This window comes from Aeromicrobium sp. EU05-FHT14F07, from assembly GCF_058790455.1.
Window position 1 is genome coordinate 122,970 of the sequence record NZ_JBYTCR010000005.1, and the last position, 16,421, is coordinate 139,390.

Annotated in this window: 17 protein-coding genes; 14 read left to right on the forward strand and 3 right to left on the reverse strand. The window is 72.8% G+C overall.

From position 1 onward, the window contains the following. Positions 1-103: 103 nt before the first annotated feature. From AC3WRM_RS06910 to AC3WRM_RS06935, 6 genes are all read left to right on the forward strand, one after another. Positions 104-1,015 carry an ABC transporter ATP-binding protein gene (locus AC3WRM_RS06910; protein WP_492247776.1) on the forward strand — a complete coding sequence of 304 codons (912 nt, stop codon included), beginning with the start codon at positions 104-106 and terminating at the stop codon, positions 1,013-1,015. Further along, positions 1,012-1,818, forward strand: coding sequence for an ABC transporter permease (locus AC3WRM_RS06915; RefSeq protein ID WP_492247777.1), 807 nt, complete (start codon positions 1,012-1,014; stop codon positions 1,816-1,818). The genes AC3WRM_RS06910 and AC3WRM_RS06915 overlap by 4 nt, the downstream gene beginning before the upstream one ends. Before the next feature lie 66 nt (positions 1,819-1,884). Beyond that, positions 1,885-3,117, forward strand: coding sequence for a 1-deoxy-D-xylulose-5-phosphate reductoisomerase (gene dxr, locus AC3WRM_RS06920; protein WP_492247778.1), 1,233 nt, complete (start codon positions 1,885-1,887; stop codon positions 3,115-3,117). Continuing rightward, the gene (locus AC3WRM_RS06925; RefSeq protein ID WP_492247779.1) at positions 3,114-4,424 is read left to right on the forward strand and encodes a M50 family metallopeptidase; all 1,311 of its coding nucleotides are present in this window, start codon (positions 3,114-3,116) and stop codon (positions 4,422-4,424) included. Before dxr ends, AC3WRM_RS06925 begins: the two co-directional genes overlap by 4 nt. Positions 4,425-4,453: 29 nt before the next feature. Further along, positions 4,454-5,587 carry a flavodoxin-dependent (E)-4-hydroxy-3-methylbut-2-enyl-diphosphate synthase gene (gene ispG / locus AC3WRM_RS06930; protein WP_492247832.1) on the forward strand — a complete coding sequence of 378 codons (1,134 nt, stop codon included), beginning with the start codon at positions 4,454-4,456 and terminating at the stop codon, positions 5,585-5,587. A gap of 106 nt (positions 5,588-5,693) precedes the next feature. After that, positions 5,694-6,584, forward strand: a complete 891-nt coding sequence (locus AC3WRM_RS06935; protein WP_492247780.1) for a GNAT family N-acetyltransferase — start codon at positions 5,694-5,696, stop codon at positions 6,582-6,584. A gap of 14 nt (positions 6,585-6,598) precedes the next feature. Here AC3WRM_RS06935 and AC3WRM_RS06940 read toward each other — a convergent pair whose 3' ends face one another. Continuing rightward, on the reverse strand, positions 6,599-6,892 hold the full coding sequence (locus AC3WRM_RS06940) for a putative quinol monooxygenase (protein ID WP_492247781.1): 294 nt from the start codon (positions 6,890-6,892) through the stop codon (positions 6,599-6,601). 86 nt (positions 6,893-6,978) lie between these two features. Between AC3WRM_RS06940 and AC3WRM_RS06945 the strand changes: the two genes are divergently transcribed. Together AC3WRM_RS06945 and AC3WRM_RS06950 are read left to right on the forward strand one after the other, a co-directional pair. Then, positions 6,979-7,347: a DoxX family protein gene (locus AC3WRM_RS06945; RefSeq protein ID WP_492247782.1), complete on the forward strand. Its 369-nt coding sequence runs from the start codon at positions 6,979-6,981 to the stop codon at positions 7,345-7,347. Between the two features lie 15 nt (positions 7,348-7,362). Next, positions 7,363-9,108, forward strand: coding sequence for a proline--tRNA ligase (locus AC3WRM_RS06950; protein WP_492247833.1), 1,746 nt, complete (start codon positions 7,363-7,365; stop codon positions 9,106-9,108). 21 nt (positions 9,109-9,129) lie between these two features. Here the strand turns inward: AC3WRM_RS06950 and AC3WRM_RS06955 are convergent, their stop codons facing one another. Both AC3WRM_RS06955 and AC3WRM_RS06960 read right to left on the reverse strand, forming a co-directional pair. After that, on the reverse strand, positions 9,130-9,543 hold the full coding sequence (locus AC3WRM_RS06955; protein ID WP_492247783.1) for a DUF4439 domain-containing protein: 414 nt from the start codon (positions 9,541-9,543) through the stop codon (positions 9,130-9,132). 1 nt (position 9,544) lies between these two features. Continuing rightward, positions 9,545-10,009 carry a hypothetical protein gene (locus AC3WRM_RS06960; RefSeq protein ID WP_492247784.1) on the reverse strand — a complete coding sequence of 155 codons (465 nt, stop codon included), beginning with the start codon at positions 10,007-10,009 and terminating at the stop codon, positions 9,545-9,547. A gap of 101 nt (positions 10,010-10,110) precedes the next feature. On the opposite strand from AC3WRM_RS06960, the gene rimP reads away from it, so the two are divergent. The 6 genes from rimP (at position 10,111) to truB (ending at position 16,392) form a co-directional block, all read left to right on the forward strand. Next, complete coding sequence (rimP, locus tag AC3WRM_RS06965) at positions 10,111-10,677, forward strand: ribosome maturation factor RimP (protein WP_492247785.1); 567 nt, start codon at positions 10,111-10,113, stop codon at positions 10,675-10,677. After that, positions 10,677-11,753 carry a transcription termination factor NusA gene (nusA, locus tag AC3WRM_RS06970; RefSeq protein WP_492247786.1) on the forward strand — a complete coding sequence of 359 codons (1,077 nt, stop codon included), beginning with the start codon at positions 10,677-10,679 and terminating at the stop codon, positions 11,751-11,753. Before rimP ends, nusA begins: the two co-directional genes overlap by 1 nt. After that, positions 11,750-12,037, forward strand: a complete 288-nt coding sequence (locus AC3WRM_RS06975; protein ID WP_492247787.1) for a YlxR family protein — start codon at positions 11,750-11,752, stop codon at positions 12,035-12,037. Before nusA ends, AC3WRM_RS06975 begins: the two co-directional genes overlap by 4 nt. Positions 12,038-12,190: 153 nt before the next feature. Further along, positions 12,191-14,980: a translation initiation factor IF-2 gene (gene infB, locus AC3WRM_RS06980; RefSeq protein WP_492247788.1), complete on the forward strand. Its 2,790-nt coding sequence runs from the start codon at positions 12,191-12,193 to the stop codon at positions 14,978-14,980. A 66-nt stretch (positions 14,981-15,046) separates the two neighbouring features. Beyond that, the gene (gene rbfA, locus AC3WRM_RS06985; RefSeq protein WP_492247789.1) at positions 15,047-15,505 is read left to right on the forward strand and encodes a 30S ribosome-binding factor RbfA; all 459 of its coding nucleotides are present in this window, start codon (positions 15,047-15,049) and stop codon (positions 15,503-15,505) included. Next, positions 15,502-16,392: a tRNA pseudouridine(55) synthase TruB gene (truB, locus tag AC3WRM_RS06990; protein WP_492247790.1), complete on the forward strand. Its 891-nt coding sequence runs from the start codon at positions 15,502-15,504 to the stop codon at positions 16,390-16,392. The genes rbfA and truB overlap by 4 nt, the downstream gene beginning before the upstream one ends. The last annotated feature ends 29 nt before the right edge of the window (positions 16,393-16,421 follow it).

Here is a 16,421-nt window from a genome sequence, read left to right on the forward strand (position 1 = left end):
ACGGGACCACGACCGAGGGACCGGGACGACTCATACTTTCGGCGCGTCGATCATGGCTGCGCGACGGATGCGCCACGAGGTCGGCGTCGGCGAGAGTGGGACCATGATCCAGGTCCAGAACCTCACGAAGACGTACGCCGGCTTCACGGCCGTCGACGACGTCAGCTTCACGTGCCGTCCCGGTGCCGTGACCGGCTTCCTCGGGCCGAACGGTGCCGGCAAGTCGACCACGATGCGCATCATCGCCGGCCTGACGCCCCCGTCGAAGGGCTCAGCCACGGTCGGCGGCGTGGACTACCGCGACATCCCGAACCCCGGCACGCAGGTGGGCGTCCTGCTCGACGCCTCGGCTCAGCACGCCGGTCGCACGGGCCGCGAGATCCTCACGATCGGCGCGCGCACCATGGGACTGCCCCAGAGCCGCGTCGACGAGATGCTCGCGCTCGTCAGCCTGTCCGACAAGGAGTCCCGGCGCCGCGTCCGCAACTACTCGCTCGGCATGCGCCAGCGGCTGGGCATCGCGCACGCCCTGCTCGGCGAGCCGAAGATCCTCATGCTCGACGAGCCCGCCAACGGCCTCGACCCGGCCGGCATCCACTGGATGCGCGGCCTGCTCCGCGGGTACGCGGACCGCGGCGGCACCGTGCTGCTGTCGTCGCACCTGCTGCACGAGGTCCAGATCATCGCCGACGAGCTGATCGTCATCGGCAACGGGAAGATCGTCGCGCAGGGCACGAAGGAGGAGCTGCTGCAGGCGGCCGGCACGTACGTCCGCGGCCTGGAGCCGCGCGCTCTCGAGCAGGCGCTCACCGGCGCCGGCATCACCGTCACGCCGAGCGGAGAGGGCCTCACCACCGAGGCCGCGCCCGAGGTCGTCGGCAAGGCGGCGGCCGCTGCGGGCGTCGCCCTCGTCGAGCTGCGCCAGGCCGACGGTGCAGGCCTGGAGGAGATGTTCCTCCAGCTCACCGCCACCACCCAGCGCGACGCCGTCCCCACCGAAGGAGCCCAGGCATGAGCACCACCACCGCGCCCGCGGTCAGCATCGACACCGACCGTCCGGGCATCCCCCTCACGCGTCTCGTGGGCGTGGAGGTCCGCAAGTCCTTCGACACCCGGGCGGGACGCTGGCTGAGCATCTCCATCCTCGGCCTCTGCGCCGTGGTCATGCTCGTCATCGCCTTCCTCGTCACCGACAGCGGCGAGTTCCAGGACTTCCCGTTCTTCATCCAGGCCATGGGCGGCACGCTCGGCTACTTCCTGCCGATCATCGCGATCATGCTGGTGACCTCGGAGTGGGGCCAGCGGACCGGGCTGGTCACCTTCACGCTGGAGCCGCGACGTCCCCGCGTGGTGGTCGCGAAGCTGCTGGCCGGACTGATCATCTCCATCGGCGTGATGCTGCTGTCGGCCGCGCTCGCGGCGATCGGCACCTTCCTCGCCTCGAGCGTCCGCGGCGTCGACGTGTCGTGGTCGATCTCGGGCCACGAGATCTTCAACTTCGCGGTGAGCAACCTCATCGGCGTGCTCATCGGGTTCGCGGTCGCCATGCTGCTCATGAACACGGCCGCGGCCATCGTCGGCTACTTCGTGTACACGCTCGTGCTGCCGATCGTCGTCGGCATCGTCGGTGGGCTCGTCGAGTGGTTCGGCGACCTCGCCCCCTGGATCGAGCTGAACACCGCCCTCGTGCCGCTGTTCACCGGCGACTTCGACCCGACCGGGGAGGAGTGGGCGCGCATCGCGACGGCGGGCACGATCTGGCTGGTGCTGCCGCTCGGCTTCGGCGTCTACCGGCTGCTGCGCTCCGAGGTGAAGTGACCCCGGAGCGGTGAGACCTCCGGCGCCCGGGCGGGACACCCGGTGCCGGTGAGGGAGAATGGCGACATGCGCAAGCGTGTCGCCATTCTCGGTTCCACCGGTTCCATCGGCACCCAGGCCCTGGAGGTGGTGGAGGCGGCGCCCGAGCGGTTCGACGTCGTCGCGCTCGCGGCCGGCGGGTCCGACCCGGCCCTGCTGGCCGCGCAGGCCATCCGGCACGAGGCCGAGGTGGTTGCCGTCGCCCGCGCCACGTCGGCGCAGGACGTCCAGCTCGCGCTCTACGCCGAGGCGAAGCGCCGTGGCTGGTCGGAGGGCGACCACCGTGTGCCCCGCCTGCTCGCCGGTCCCGACGCCGCCACCGAGGTGGCGCGGACCGACGTCGACGTGGTGCTCAACGGGATGACCGGTGCCGTCGGCCTCGAGCCGACGCTCGCGGCGCTCGACGCGGGCACGACCCTCGCGCTGGCCAACAAGGAGTCGCTGATCGTCGGCGGCGAGCTGGTCACGTCCCGCGTGCGCCCGGGGCAGCTCGTCCCGGTCGACTCCGAGCACTCCGCGATCGCGCAGGCGCTGCGGGGCGAGCGCGTCGAGGACGTCCGGCGGCTGCTCGTCACCGCGAGCGGCGGTCCGTTCCGCGGACGCAGCCGCGCCGAGCTCGCCGACGTGACGCCCGAGCAGGCGATGGCGCACCCGACCTGGGACATGGGTCCGGTGATCACCATCAACTCCGCGACCCTCGTCAACAAGGGACTCGAGGTGATCGAGGCGCACCTGCTGTTCGGCATCGACTTCGACCGCATCGACGTGGTCGTGCACCCGTCGTCGGTCGTGCACTCGATGGTCGAGTACGTCGACGGCTCGACGATGGTGCAGGCCTCGCCGCCGGACATGCGGCTCCCGATCGCCCTGGGGCTGGCGTGGCCCGAGCGCGTGCCGGGCTCGGCGCGTGGCTGCGACTGGACGTCGCCGACGTCCTGGGAGTTCTTCCCGCTCGACGAGACCGCGTTCCCCGCGGTGTCGCTGGCGCGGCGCGCCGGCTCCTTCGGTCGCACCGCCCCGGCCGTCCTCAACGCCGCGAACGAGGTCTGCGTCGACGCGTTCGTCGCCGGCGACTTGGGGTTCCTTGGCATCGTGGACACGGTGGGCGCGGTCCTCGACGAGCACCTGCGCGACCCGGACGCCGCCCACGCCGACCTGACCCTCGAGCGTGTGCTCGAGGCCGACACCCTCGCCCGCGAGCGGGCGAGGGCCCTGGTGGAGGAAGCGTCCATGAGTGCATCCAGCGGACCTCGCGCGTGACCGCGCTCATCTACACGCTCGGCGTCGTCGTCTTCGTCGTGGGCGTCGTCGCGTCGATCGCGCTGCACGAGCTCGGGCACCTGCTGCCGGCGAAGCGGTTCGGGATCAAGGTCACCCAGTACTTCGTGGGCTTCGGCACCACGCTCTGGTCGGTCAAGCGGGGCGAGACGGAGTACGGCATCAAGTCGATCCCGCTGGGCGGCTACGTGAAGCTCGTCGGCATGCTCCCGCCGGAGCGGCGTGACGGCGTCGCGGCCGACCCGCACGAGGTCCGCGCCACGAACACCGGACTCTTCACCCAGCTCGTCAGCGACGCGCGCCACGCGGAGCACGAGCTCATCGACGACGACGACCTCGACCGGCTCTTCTACCGCAAGCCCTGGTGGCAGAAGCTGATCGTCATGGCCGGCGGCCCGCTCGTCAACGTCGCCATCGCCGTCGTGCTGTTCGCCGTCGTGCTCATGGGCTTCGGTGCGCTCACCCCGACGACGACGGTGCAGGCGGTGTCCGACTGCGCCATCACCGACGCCGAGGCCGGACGTGCCTGCACCGACGCCGACCCGGTGACGCCGGCCAAGCAGGCCGGCCTGCAGCCGGGCGACCGGTTCGTGTCCTTCAACGGCGAGCGGATCACCTCCTGGGAGCAGCTGTCGGGCCTGATCCGCGCGAACGGTGACCGCGAGGCACGCCTCGTCGTGGAGCGCGACGGCCGCGAGGTGTCCGCCGACGTGCCGACCGCGGTGCTCGCCCGCACCTCGCTCGACGACCCCCGGCGGACCGAGAAGGTCGGCTTCCTGGGGGTGACGCCGACGGAGACGATGCAGCGCCAGGGTCCGGGCGCCGTCGTCGACGTCATGGGGGAGCAGGTCGCGGCCACGGCCAGCGCCATCGCCCACCTCCCGGTGCGCATGGTCGAGGTCACCAAGGCCGCCTTCGGTGCGGAGCGGCCCGCCGACGGCCCGATCAGCGTGGTGGGCGCGAGCCGGGTCGCGGGCGAGCTCGTCACGGTCGACGAGCCCAGCTGGGCGGAGCGGGCGCAGCGGCTGCTGGCGCTCCTGGCGTCCCTGAACCTGTTCCTCGCGCTGTTCAACTTCATCCCGCTGCTGCCCCTCGACGGCGGCCACATCGCGGGCGCCCTCTGGGAGGCCGTGCGCCGCGGGTGGGCGCGTCTGCGCCGCCGCCCGGACCCCGGATACGTCGACGTGGCGAGGATGCTGCCCGTCGCCTACGTGGTGGGTGGCATCCTGATGCTCATGAGCGTCATCCTGATCTACGCCGACATCGTGAACCCGGTGAGCATCTCGTGAGCGCCGGGTCCGTCCCGGTCTCGCTCGGGATGCCGGAGGCGCCGCCGCCGGTCCTCAGCCCGCGGCGCAGGAGCCGCAAGATCAAGGTCGGCACGGTCGACGTCGGTGGCGACGCCCCCGTCTCGGTGCAGTCCATGACCACGACGCTGACCTCCGACGTCAACTCCACGCTCCAGCAGATCGCCGAGCTCACCGCGGCCGGGTGCGACATCGTGCGCGTCGCGTGCCCGAGCCAGGACGACGCCGACGCGCTGCCCGCGATCGCGCGCAAGAGCCAGATCCCCGTCATCGCCGACATCCACTTCCAGCCCAAGTACGTGTTCGCCGCCATCGACGCGGGCTGCGCGGCTGTGCGCGTGAACCCGGGCAACATCCGCAAGTTCGACGACCAGGTCGGCGCGATCGCCCGCGCGGCGAAGGACGCCGGCGTCTCGCTGCGCATCGGCGTCAACGCCGGCAGCCTCGACAAGCGGCTGCTGGAGAAGTACGGCAAGGCCACGCCCGAGGCGCTGGTCGAGTCGGCCGTGTGGGAGGCGTCGCTGTTCGAGGAGCACGACTTCCACGACTTCAAGATCTCGGTCAAGCACAACGACCCGGTCGTCATGGCGCAGGCCTACGAGATGCTCGCCGCGCGGGGCGACTGGCCGCTCCACCTGGGCGTGACCGAGGCCGGCCCGGCCTTCCAGGGCACCATCAAGAGCGCGACGGCCTTCGGCTACCTCCTGGGCCAGGGCATCGGCGACACCATCCGCGTCTCGCTGTCCGCGCCGCCGGTGGAGGAGGTCAAGGTCGGCATCCAGATCCTGCAGTCGCTCAACCTGCGACCGCGCAAGCTCGAGATCGTCTCCTGCCCGTCCTGCGGTCGGGCCCAGGTCGACGTCTACACGCTCGCCGAGCAGGTGACCGCCGGGCTCGACGGGCTCGAGGTGCCGCTGCGCGTCGCCGTCATGGGCTGCGTGGTCAACGGTCCCGGCGAGGCGCGCGAGGCCGACCTCGGGGTGGCGTCCGGCAACGGGAAGGGCCAGATCTTCGTCAAGGGAGAGGTCATCAAGACCGTGCCGGAGAGCAAGATCGTCGAGACGCTCATCGAGGAGGCTCTGCGCATCGCCGAGGACATGGAGCCGGAGGACGGCGCCGCCGCCTCCGTGACGGTCTCGGGCTGACCGTCCGCCGTCCGTCCCAGGTCTCGCCCGTCGAGGGGCGACGGCCGGTCCGCTGGCCTAGGCTGTCGGCAGCCGGGCGAGCGGCCTGCGGAGCGAGGAGCACACGATGATCGAGCTGGTGCCGGTCGCGACCGACGCCGACGTGCGTCGCGACCAGCAGATCCGCCTGCTCGGACCGGACGACCGCGGGGCGCTCGAGGCGTTGATGGCCCGCGACGAGCGGGCGAACCTCTTCGTGCGCCACCGGGTGGCCGAGACCGGGCTGCGCAGCCTCATGCTGGGCGGCACGATGCTCGGCTGCTTCCGCGACGGTCGCCTCGTCGCCGCCTGCCACTGCGGCGCCAACCTCGTGCCCGTCGAGGCCGACGCCGCGGCCGTCGACGGCTTCGCCCGACAGCTGCTGCTCACCGGCGTCGCCCCCGGCATGCGACGCAGCGCGTCCCTGGTCGGACGCCAGGCCGCGGTCATGCGGCTCTGGTCGAGGCTCGAGCAGGACTGGGGGCCCGCACGGTCGGTGCGAGCCGACCAGCCGTTCCTGGCCATCGACGACGAGCCGGCCGTCGCGCCGGACCCGCGCCTGCGTCGCGTGATGATCGACGAGGTCGACGCGCTGTACCCGGCGTCCGTGGCGATGTTCCGCGAGGAGGTCGGCATCGACCCCGAGGCGGGAGGCAGCGCCGGCTACCGCGCCCGCGTGGCGCAGCTCGTCGCCCGGGGCTGGGCCTTCGCGATCTTCGAGGACGGCGAGGTGGTCTTCAAGACCGAGGTCGGTGCCGCGGCCGACGGGGTGTGCCAGCTGCAGGGGGTCTGGGTGCACCCCGACCACCGCGGCCGCGGGATCGCGGCACCTGCCCTCGCCGGTGTCGTGCGGCTGGTGCAGCGCGACGTCGCGCGCGACGTGACGCTCTACGTCAACGACTTCAACGCGGCGGCTCGGGCCACCTACGCACGCGTGGGCCTGCGCCAGGTCGACACGTTCGCGTCGATCCTGCTGTAGGCACGCCGGCGGTGTCAGACGCCCGCCGTGCTCCAGTGCGTGAGGACCGGGGGAGCGGCCAGCAACGCCCCGAGGGCGGGCCGGTTGCCGTCCCCGGCGCGCCAGGCGCGGTACGCCGCGTCGTGCTCGAGGCTCTCCCAGCGCTCGAACGCCGTCACGCGGGTCGGGTCGGCGACGTCGGTCAGGACCTCGACGCCGAGGTTGCCGGCGAAGGCGCGGGTCTCGGCGAGGACCTCCTCGAGCACGGCGGGTGCGGCCTCGACCTGGTCCGGTCGGAGACGGAGCTCGAGGGTGGCGACGATGGACACGGGTGCCTCCTGCAGGGCGCGGGGTGGGGACGTCCCATCCTGCCACCGTCCCGTGCGGCTCGGCGGGGGTCGCCTAGGGTGCGGACATGGAACGTGACGTGAAGGCCCTGGCCGCCCTGCTCGCCGCCGCCGGCGTCGCGCACGTCGTGAGGCCGGAGCCGTTCGAGCAGATGGTGCCGCGCGCGCTGCCGCGTCGACGCGAGCTCGTGCACGCCTCGGGGGTCGTGGAGGTGGCCTGCGCGGCGATGCTCCTGCACCCGCGCACGCGGCGCGCCGGCGGGCTGGCCGCGGCCGGACTCCTCGTCGGAGTGTTCCCGGCCAACCTGCAGATGACGGCCGACGTGCTGCGCAGCCGCCGCGCGTCGCCGGTGCTCAAGGCCGGGGTCGTGGGCCGGCTGCCGCTGCAGGTGCCGCTGGTGCGCACGGCCCTCAAGGCCTCGCGCGGCGCTCGATAGGGTCGGCGCATGCGCATGTCCCAGCTGTTCCTGCGAACCCTCCGCGACGACCCGGCGGACGCGGAGGTCCCGAGCCACAAGCTGCTCGTCCGGGCCGGCTACGTGCGGCGCGTGGCCCCGGGCATCTACTCCTGGCTCCCGCTGGGGCTCAAGGTGCTCGCGAAGGTCGAGGAGATCGTCCGCGAGGAGATGGAGGCGATCGGCTCGCAGGAGGTGCGCTTCCCGGCCCTGCTGCCGCGTGAGCCCTACGAGGCGACGAACCGCTGGACCGAGTACGGCCCGAACCTGTTCCGCCTGCACGACCGCCGCGGGAACGACATGCTGCTCGGTCCGACCCACGAGGAGATGTTCGCCCTGCTCGTGAAGGACCTCTACGGCTCCTATAAGGACCTGCCGCTGAGCCTGTACCAGATCCAGACCAAGTACCGCGACGAGTCGCGCCCCCGCGCCGGCATCCTGCGCGGACGTGAGTTCGTCATGAAGGACTCCTACTCCTTCGACGTGACCGACGAGGGGCTCGAGCGCAGCTACCAGGCGCACCGCGAGGCCTACGTCCGCATCTTCGACCGGCTCGGTCTCGACTACGTGGTCGTGCAGGCCGACTCCGGCGCCATGGGCGGGTCGGCGAGCGAGGAGTTCCTCGCCGTCGCCGAGATCGGTGAGGACACGTTCGTCCGCTCGCCCGGCGGCTACGCGGCCAACGTCGAGGCCGTCGTCACGGTCGCGCCCGACCCGCAGCCCTTCGACGGCCTGCCGGCCGCGCACGCTGAGCAGACGCCCGACACGCCCACCATCGACACGCTCGTGGCGCATCTGAACGAGCGCTTCCCGCGCGAGGACCGTCCGTGGACCGGTGCCGACACGCTCAAGAACGTCCTCGTGGTGCTGCGCCACCCCGACGGCTCCCGCGAGCCTCTCGCGATCGGCGTCCCCGGTGACCGCGAGGTCGACCCGAAGCGGCTCGAGACGCAGGTCGCGCCCGCCGACGTCGAACCGTTCACCGAGGAGGACTTCGCGGCCCACCCGGCGCTGAAGAAGGGCTACATCGGTCCCGGCGTGCTGGGGGCGGAGTCCGAGACCGGCATCCGCTACCTCGTCGACCCCCGCGTGGTCGACGGCACGCGGTGGGTCACCGGCGCGAACGTCGTCGGCTCGCACGTGATCGACCTGGTGGCCGGCCGCGACTTCACCGCCGACGGCACGATCGAGGCCGCCGAGGTGCGTGCCGGCGATCCCGCCCCCGACGGCTCGGGGCCGCTTCAGCTGGCCCGCGGCATCGAGATGGGTCACATCTTCCAGCTCGGTCGCAAGTACGCGGAGGCGCTCGACCTCAAGGTGCTCGACGAGAACGGCAAGCTCGTCACCGTCACGATGGGCTCCTACGGCGTCGGCATCTCCCGCGCGGTGGCCGCCGTCGTCGAGGGCTCGCACGACGAGCTGGGCATCGTGTGGCCGCGCGAGCTCGCGCCCTTCGACGTCCACGTCGTCGTCGCCGGCAAGCAGCCCGAGCTGTTCGAGGCGGCCGACCGGCTCGTCGCCGAGCTGGAGGCCGCAGGCCTCGACGTGCTCTACGACGACCGCCCGAAGGTCTCGCCCGGCGTCAAGTTCAAGGACGCGGAGCTCCTGGGCATGCCGACGACCGTCGTCGTGGGCAAGGGGCTGGCCGACGGTCTGGTGGAGGTCAAGGACCGGGCCAGCGGCACGCGCCGCGACGTGGCGGTCGCCGACGTCATCACCGAGGTCCGCGGCGTCTGCCGCTGATCTTGACGCTGACCCCGGGGCTCAACTGCGGTCGAGCCCGGGGAACGCGCTCGGCGCCGCGCCCCAGCTCGTCGCCTCCAGCGCCGACGCCCGCAGCGACTGCACGGCCTCGCGGCGGTCCTCCGCGCTGCCCAGCGCCACGAGCGGCACGGTGGCGCGACACATCCGCTCGGCCAGGTCGGCGAGTCGTCCTCGGGCCTGGTCGACGGAGCGCGGTGGCACGCCGTAGGCCGCCTGGGGACCCACGGGCGTCGCGCCGGCGGCAGCCACGCGTGCGACCAGGGCGTCGCGGGCTCGCTCGTGGCGGCCGAGCGCTGCCCGCGCGGCGTCCGCGAGGTCGCCGAACCGGCCCGCGCTGAGCGAGGTCAGCCAGACTGCCTCGTGCTCGAGCGCGAGACGGCGCTGCAGGGGGCCGACGGGGGACGGTCCGGCCACGTCATGCACCTCCCGCCCGGCGACCCAGCGTGCGGGCGACCTGCGACTGCCCGGCGGCGAGCGACGCCAGCACCCGGGCGAGGTCGGGCGAGACGGCCGCGAGGGCGTCGGTCTGTCGACGGCTGGCGGTGCGGTTGAGGTCGGCCACGACCGTGGCGACGTCGGACGACGTGGTCGAGGGCGACGGAGCCCCGTCCGGCGCACCGCCCAGACCCTGGAGCTGGGTCCTCAGCACCGTCACGAGGTCGTCGGTCTCGACGTCGCGCAGGCCCTCGACGGAGGTGGCCAGCGCGGCCTGGTCGGCCGCGGCGCGCTCCAGCAGACGGCTGTCCGCGGCGTCCGGCATCGGGCGCGGTCGCGCCCCGAGCGCACGCAGCACGTCGTCGTCGCGACCCGCGACGTGCAGGCCCGCGCCGGCCGCCACGACGGCGACCCCGCCTCCCACGACGACGCGACGGCTGACCATCCCGTCAGGCTAATGGGTGCCCGCTAGAGTGAGGGCGCGCGGTCGCCCAGCGGCACCGCGCACCGGACGTGCCGACAACAGAACACAGGAGGCTCCACGACATGGCGGACCCGCAGGCCGACACCGTGAGGGACGAGGTCGCCGGACCCCTCGCCGCCCTCGGACTCGACCTCGAGGCGGTCGAGCTGTCCCGCTCCGGGTCCAAGCGCCTCCTGAGGATCGCCGTCGACGCCGACGGCGGCGTCCCGCTCGACCTCGTCACCGAGGCCACCCGGGTCGTCTCCGCCGCGCTCGATGACGGCACGTCGATGGGGGAGCAGCCGTACACGCTGGAGGTCACCTCCCGGGGACTCGACCGCCCGTTGACCGAGCCCCGCCACTGGCGGCGCAACGTGGGCCGGCTCGTCGCGGTGACGCTGCACGACGGACCCGCGGTCACCGGACGCGTGGTCGGCAGCGACGACACCGGCGTCGAGATCACGGTGAAGGGCCAGCAGCGCCGCCTCGCCTACGCCGACGTCGCGCGCGCCCTCGTCACCCCTGAGCTCGGCGCCGCCAAGGCGCCCACCACCGGTCGGTCCAAGCAGCAGAAGCCGTCGGCCAAGGGCCGCGGCTCCGCGCCCCGCGCCGGCCGGCCCGACGACCACCACCGTGAGAAGGACGCCTGATGGACATCGACATGAGCGCGCTGCGCGCCCTCGAGCGGGAGAAGGACATCTCCCTCGACGTCGTCGTGGAGGCCATCGAGACAGCGCTGCTGTCGGCCTACCAGAAGACGCCGTACTCTCACCCGCACGCGCGGGTGGTGCTGGACCGCGAGACCGGCCGCGTGACGGTCTGGGCGAAGGAGCGGCTGGCCCCGGAGCCGGCCGCCGCGAACGAGGAGGACGAGGTCGAGCCGGGCGAGGAGACGCCCGCCGCGCCGCCGGCACCGCGCTTCTCGGAGGAGTTCGACGACACGCCGGAGGACTTCGGCCGCTTCGCCGCCACCGTCGCGCGCCAGCTGATCATGCAGCGTCTGCGCCAGGCCGAGGACGAGCAGAAGTTCGGCGAGTTCTCCGGCAAGGTCGGCGACATCGTCTCCGGCGTGATCCAGCAGGGCGCGCGCCCCGGTGACGTCATGATCGACCTGGGTCGGGTCGAGGCGCTGCTGCCGTCCGCCGAGCGGGTCGCCGAGGAGAAGTACGCCCACGGCGAGCGCATCAAGGCCTACGTGTACGAGGTCGAGAAGGGCATGCGTGGCCCGCGGGTCAAGGTCTCGCGCACCCACCCCAACCTCGTGCGACTGCTCTTCGCCCTCGAGGTCCCGGAGATCGCCGACGGGTCGGTCGAGATCATGGCCGTCGCGCGGGAGGCCGGTCACCGCACCAAGATCGCCGTGCGCGCCACCAAGCCCGGCGTCAACGCCAAGGGCGCCTGCATCGGGCCCATGGGCCAGCGCGTGCGCAACGTCATGCACGAGCTGCACGGCGAGAAGATCGACATCGTCGACCACAGCGACGACCCGCTCGAGTTCATCGGCCACGCGCTCTCCCCGTCGCGGGTCAAGAAGGTGACGATGGTCGACGAGCAGACGCGGGCCGCCCGCGTGGTCGTGCCCGACTTCCAGCTGTCGCTCGCGATCGGCAAGGAGGGCCAGAACGCCCGCCTGGCCGCCAAGCTCACCGGCTGGCGCATCGACATCCGCTCCGACACCGAGGTGCCGCAGGACGACGACGGCGCGCGGCCCGAGCGCAGGACGTGACCACGGACGGGGTAGACTCGACCACGGTCACTCGCACGTGCATCGGCTGCCGCTCGCGCGACGACGTGACCGCTCTGGTCCGGCTCGTCGCAGTGCCGGGGGAGGCGGGTACCACCGTGACCCCCGACCCGCGGCGGACGATGCCGGGGCGAGGGGCGCACCTGCACCCCGACCCTCGGTGCCTGGAGCTGGCACGACGCCGACGGGCGTTCGGCCGGGCCCTCCGCGTGGAGGGACCACTCGACCTGACGCTGCTCGACGACGTGACCGGCCCGCGGGAGTGACCAGGGCGCACCAACCCATCCACGGGGCCACCGGCCCCACGACCCGAAAACGGAGCAACCGCTCATGAGCTCTCGATGAGAACGTTCCGATGAGCCTGCACGTCAACTAGGGTCCTCGCTCCTTCGGGGTGCGGGCCCCCACGAAGGAGAACAGTGGCTGTCAGAGTCCACGAGCTCGCACGAGAGCTCGGAGTCCAGAGCAAGGACATCCTGTCCACGTTGAAGGACATGGGTGAGTACGTGAAGTCCGCGTCGTCCACCGTCGAGGCGCCGGTCGTCCGCCGCCTCAAGGAGGAGCACGGCGACGCGCTGCTCGCCAAGGGTGCGAAGAAGGGTGCCAAGAAGGCGCCCGCCGCCCCTGCCCCCAAGGCCCCGGCCGCCGAGGCTCCCGCCCCGGCTGCACCGCAGGCCCCCGCCGCGTCGCAGACGTCCAGCGCACCGTCGCCGGCGTCCGCGGCTCCGACGCCCGGTCCCGCCGCGCCCAAGGCCACGCCGACCCCCGGTCCGCGCCCCGGGCCGCGACGTCCCGCCGAGCCCGAGGCTCCGGCTGCCGCGGCCTCCGCGCCGGCCGCCCAGCCCGGTCCGAAGCCGGCCCCCGGCCCGCGTCCGGGCCCGCGTCCCGGTGGCGCACGCCCCGGCAACAACCCGTACTCCTCCCGCCAGGGGATGCAGCAGGAGCGCGCCCCGCGTCCGCCCGCTGCCCGTGAGGGTGGCGCCGGCGGCACCGGTGGCGCGGCTCCCGCGCCCGGTGGCCGTCCCGGTATGCCGCGTCCCAACCCGGCGATGATGCCCAAGCAGTCCGGCCTCGCCAGCGCGCGTCCCGGACCCGGTCGTGGCGGCCCCGGTGGCCGTCCCGGCGGTGCACGTCCCGGCGGTGGCGCCGGCGGCGGTCGTCCCGGCGGCGGAGGCGGCGGCGGGTTCGCCGGTCGTCCCGGTGGCGGCGCCCCGGGCGGCGGAGGCGGCTTCGGCGGCCCCGGCGGTCGTCCCGGCGGCAACCGTCCCGGTGGTCGTGGCGGCACGCAGGGCGCGTTCGGTCGCCCCGGTGGCCCCGCGCGTCGTGGTCGCAAGAGCAAGCGCGCGAAGCGGCAGGAGTTCGACCAGATGCAGGCGCCCGCCATCGGCGGCGTCCGCGTCCGCAAGGGCGACGGCCAGACCGTCCGTCTGGCACGCGGTGCCTCGCTGACCGACTTCGCCGAGAAGATCGGCGTCGACGCGGCGTCGCTCGTGCAGGTGCTGTTCCACCTGGGCGAGATGGTCACCGCGACGCAGTCCGTCAACGACGAGACCCTGCAGCTGCTCGGCGAGGAGCTGAACTACGACGTCCAGGTCGTCTCGCCCGAGGACGAGGACCGTGAGCTGCTGGAGTCGTTCTCCCTGGAGTTCGGCGAGGACACGGGCGACGAGGACGACCTCGCGGCCCGTCCGCCGGTCGTCACCGTCATGGGTCACGTCGACCACGGCAAGACGAAGCTCCTCGACGCGCTGCGCAACAGCAACGTGGTCGCCAAGGAGGCCGGTGGCATCACGCAGACCATCGGCGCCTACCAGGTGACGACCGAGGTCGACGGCAACGAGCGTGCGATCACGTTCATCGACACCCCGGGCCACGAGGCGTTCACCGCCATGCGTGCCCGTGGTGCCCAGGCCACCGACATCGCGATCCTGGTGGTCGCGGCCGACGACGGCGTCATGCCGCAGACGGTCGAGGCGCTCAACCACGCGAAGGCGGCCGGCGTGCCGATCGTCGTCGCGGTCAACAAGGTCGACAAGCCCGACGCCGACCCGACCAAGGCGCGCGGCCAGCTCACCGAGTACGGCCTCGTGCCCGAGGAGTACGGCGGCGACGCGATGTTCGTCGACGTCTCCGCCAAGGCGGGCACCGGCCTGGACGAGCTCCTCGAGGCCGTCATCCTCACGGCCGACGCCTCGCTCGATCTCCGCGCCAACCCGGAGCAGAACGCCGAGGGCCTCGCCATCGAGGCGCACCTGGACCGCGGTCGCGGCCCGGTCGCCACGGTGCTGGTCCAGCGCGGCACGCTGCGGGTCGGCGACTCGATCGTGGCCGGTCCGGCCTTCGGTCGCGTGCGCGCCATGCTCGACGAGTACGGTGCCAACATCACCGAGGCGACGCCGTCGCGTCCCGCCCTGGTGCTCGGCCTCACGGCCGTGCCCGGTGCCGGCGACAACTTCATGGTCGTCGACGACGACCGCATCGCCCGTCAGATCGCCGAGAAGCGCGAGGCCCGGGAGCGCAACGCCGCCCTGGCCAAGCGCACGGGTCGCCGGACCCTCGAGGACTTCATGTCCTCGATGGAGAAGGGCGAGACCGACGAGCTGCTGCTCATCCTCAAGGGTGACGGCTCCGGCTCGGTCGAGGCGCTGGAGGACTCGCTGGCTCAGATCGACGTGGGCGAGGAGGTCAACCTGCGGGTCATCGACCGTGGCGTGGGTGCGATCACCGAGACCGACGTCAACCTGGCGGCGGCCTCCAACGCGGTCATCATCGGCTTCAACGTCCGCCCGCAGGGCAAGGCGACGGAGCTGGCCGACCGCGAGGGTGTCGAGATCAAGTACTACTCGGTCATCTACCAGGCGATCGACGAGATCGAGGCGGCCCTCAAGGGCATGCTCAAGCCGGAGTTCGAGGAGCACCAGCTGGGCACGGCGCAGATCCGCGAGATCTTCCGCTCGTCCAAGATCGGCAACATCGCCGGCTGCATGGTCACGAGCGGCACGCTGCGGCGCAACGCCAAGGCGCGTCTGCTCCGCGACGGCTCCGTCGTGGCCGACAACCTCGAGCTCGCGAGCCTGCGCCGCGAGAAGGACGACGTGTCCGAGGTCCGCGAGGGCTTCGAGTGCGGTCTCGTCCTCAAGGGGTACGGCGACATCAAGATCGACGACGTCGTCGAGATGTTCGAGCTGCGCGAGAAGCCGCGTAGCTGAGTCAGCGGTCCGCCACGGGCCCGGGAGCGATCCTGGGCCCGTGGCGGCGACCCAGCAGGAGGAACCATGGCCGGACAGCGCACCCAGCAGCTCGCCGACCGCATCAAGGTGATCATCGCCCAGATGCTCGAGCGGCGGGTCAAGGACCCACGGCTCGGCTTCGTCACGATCACCGACGTGCGGCTCACGGGCGACCACCAGAACGCCTCGGTGTTCTACACCGTCATGGGCGACGAGCGCGCCGCCGCCGACACCGCTGCCGCCCTGCGCAGCGCCACCGGCCTGCTGCGCAGCGAGGTCGGCAAGCAGCTCGGCACCCGCCACACGCCGACCCTCGAGTTCTTCCTCGACGCGGTGCCGGAGACGGCGCGGCAGATCGAGGACCTGCTCGCGAAGGCGCGCGAGATCGACGAGCGCGTGGCGGCCGCGTCGGCCGGCGCGGAGTACGCGGGCGACCCGGACCCCTACAAGCAGCCCCGTGCCGACGAGGACGACGACGTCGACGAGGACGACCCCCGCGCATGAGCGAGACCCCCGTCGGGCTGGTCGTCGTGGACAAGCCCGCCGGGTGGACGTCGCACGACGTCGTCGCCCGCACCCGTCGGCTGGCCGGCACGCGCAAGGTCGGTCACGCCGGCACGCTCGACCCGATGGCGACCGGTGTGCTGCTCCTCGGGGTCGGTCGGGCGACCCGTCTCCTCGGCCACCTGCAGCTGGCCGACAAGGAGTACCTGGCCACGATGCGGCTCGGCCAGACCACCGTCACGGACGACGCGGAGGGCGACCTCCTGGAGCGCCACGACGCCTCGGACGTGACGGCCGACGCCGTGCGCGCCGCGGTGCTCCCGCTCACGGGAGACATCGAGCAGGTGCCGACGGCGGTGTCGGCGATCAAGGTCGACGGGAAGCGCTCGTACGCCCGGGTCCGGGCCGGCGAGGACGTGCAGCTCCCGGCCCGACCGGTCACCGTGTCGACGTTCGAGGTCTCCGACGTCCGGCACCGGCAGGTCGACGGCCTGGGGGTCGTCGACGTCGACGCCCGGGTGGTGTGCAGCAGCGGGACCTACGTGCGGGCCCTGGCGCGTGACCTCGGCGCGTCCCTGGGCGTCGGCGGGCACCTCACGATGCTGCGCCGCACCCGTGTGGGCGGATTCGGCCTCGACGTCGCCCGCACGCTCGACGAGCTCGAGCGCTCCTGGCAGCACGTCGCGCTCGACGACGCAGCCCGCGCGGCGTTCCCCACGCTCGACCTCGACGAGGCCGCAGCCGATGCGGTGCGCTTCGGTCGGGCCCTCCCGGACGTCGAGCTCGGTCCTCCTGGTCCCGTGGCCCTCTTCGCTCCCGACGGCACCTTCCTGGCGCTCTACGAGCAGCGCGACGGGTCCGCCCGCCCCGTCGCGGTCTTCGTCTGACGACGACCGGGGACCGCGTCGTCGTGCCC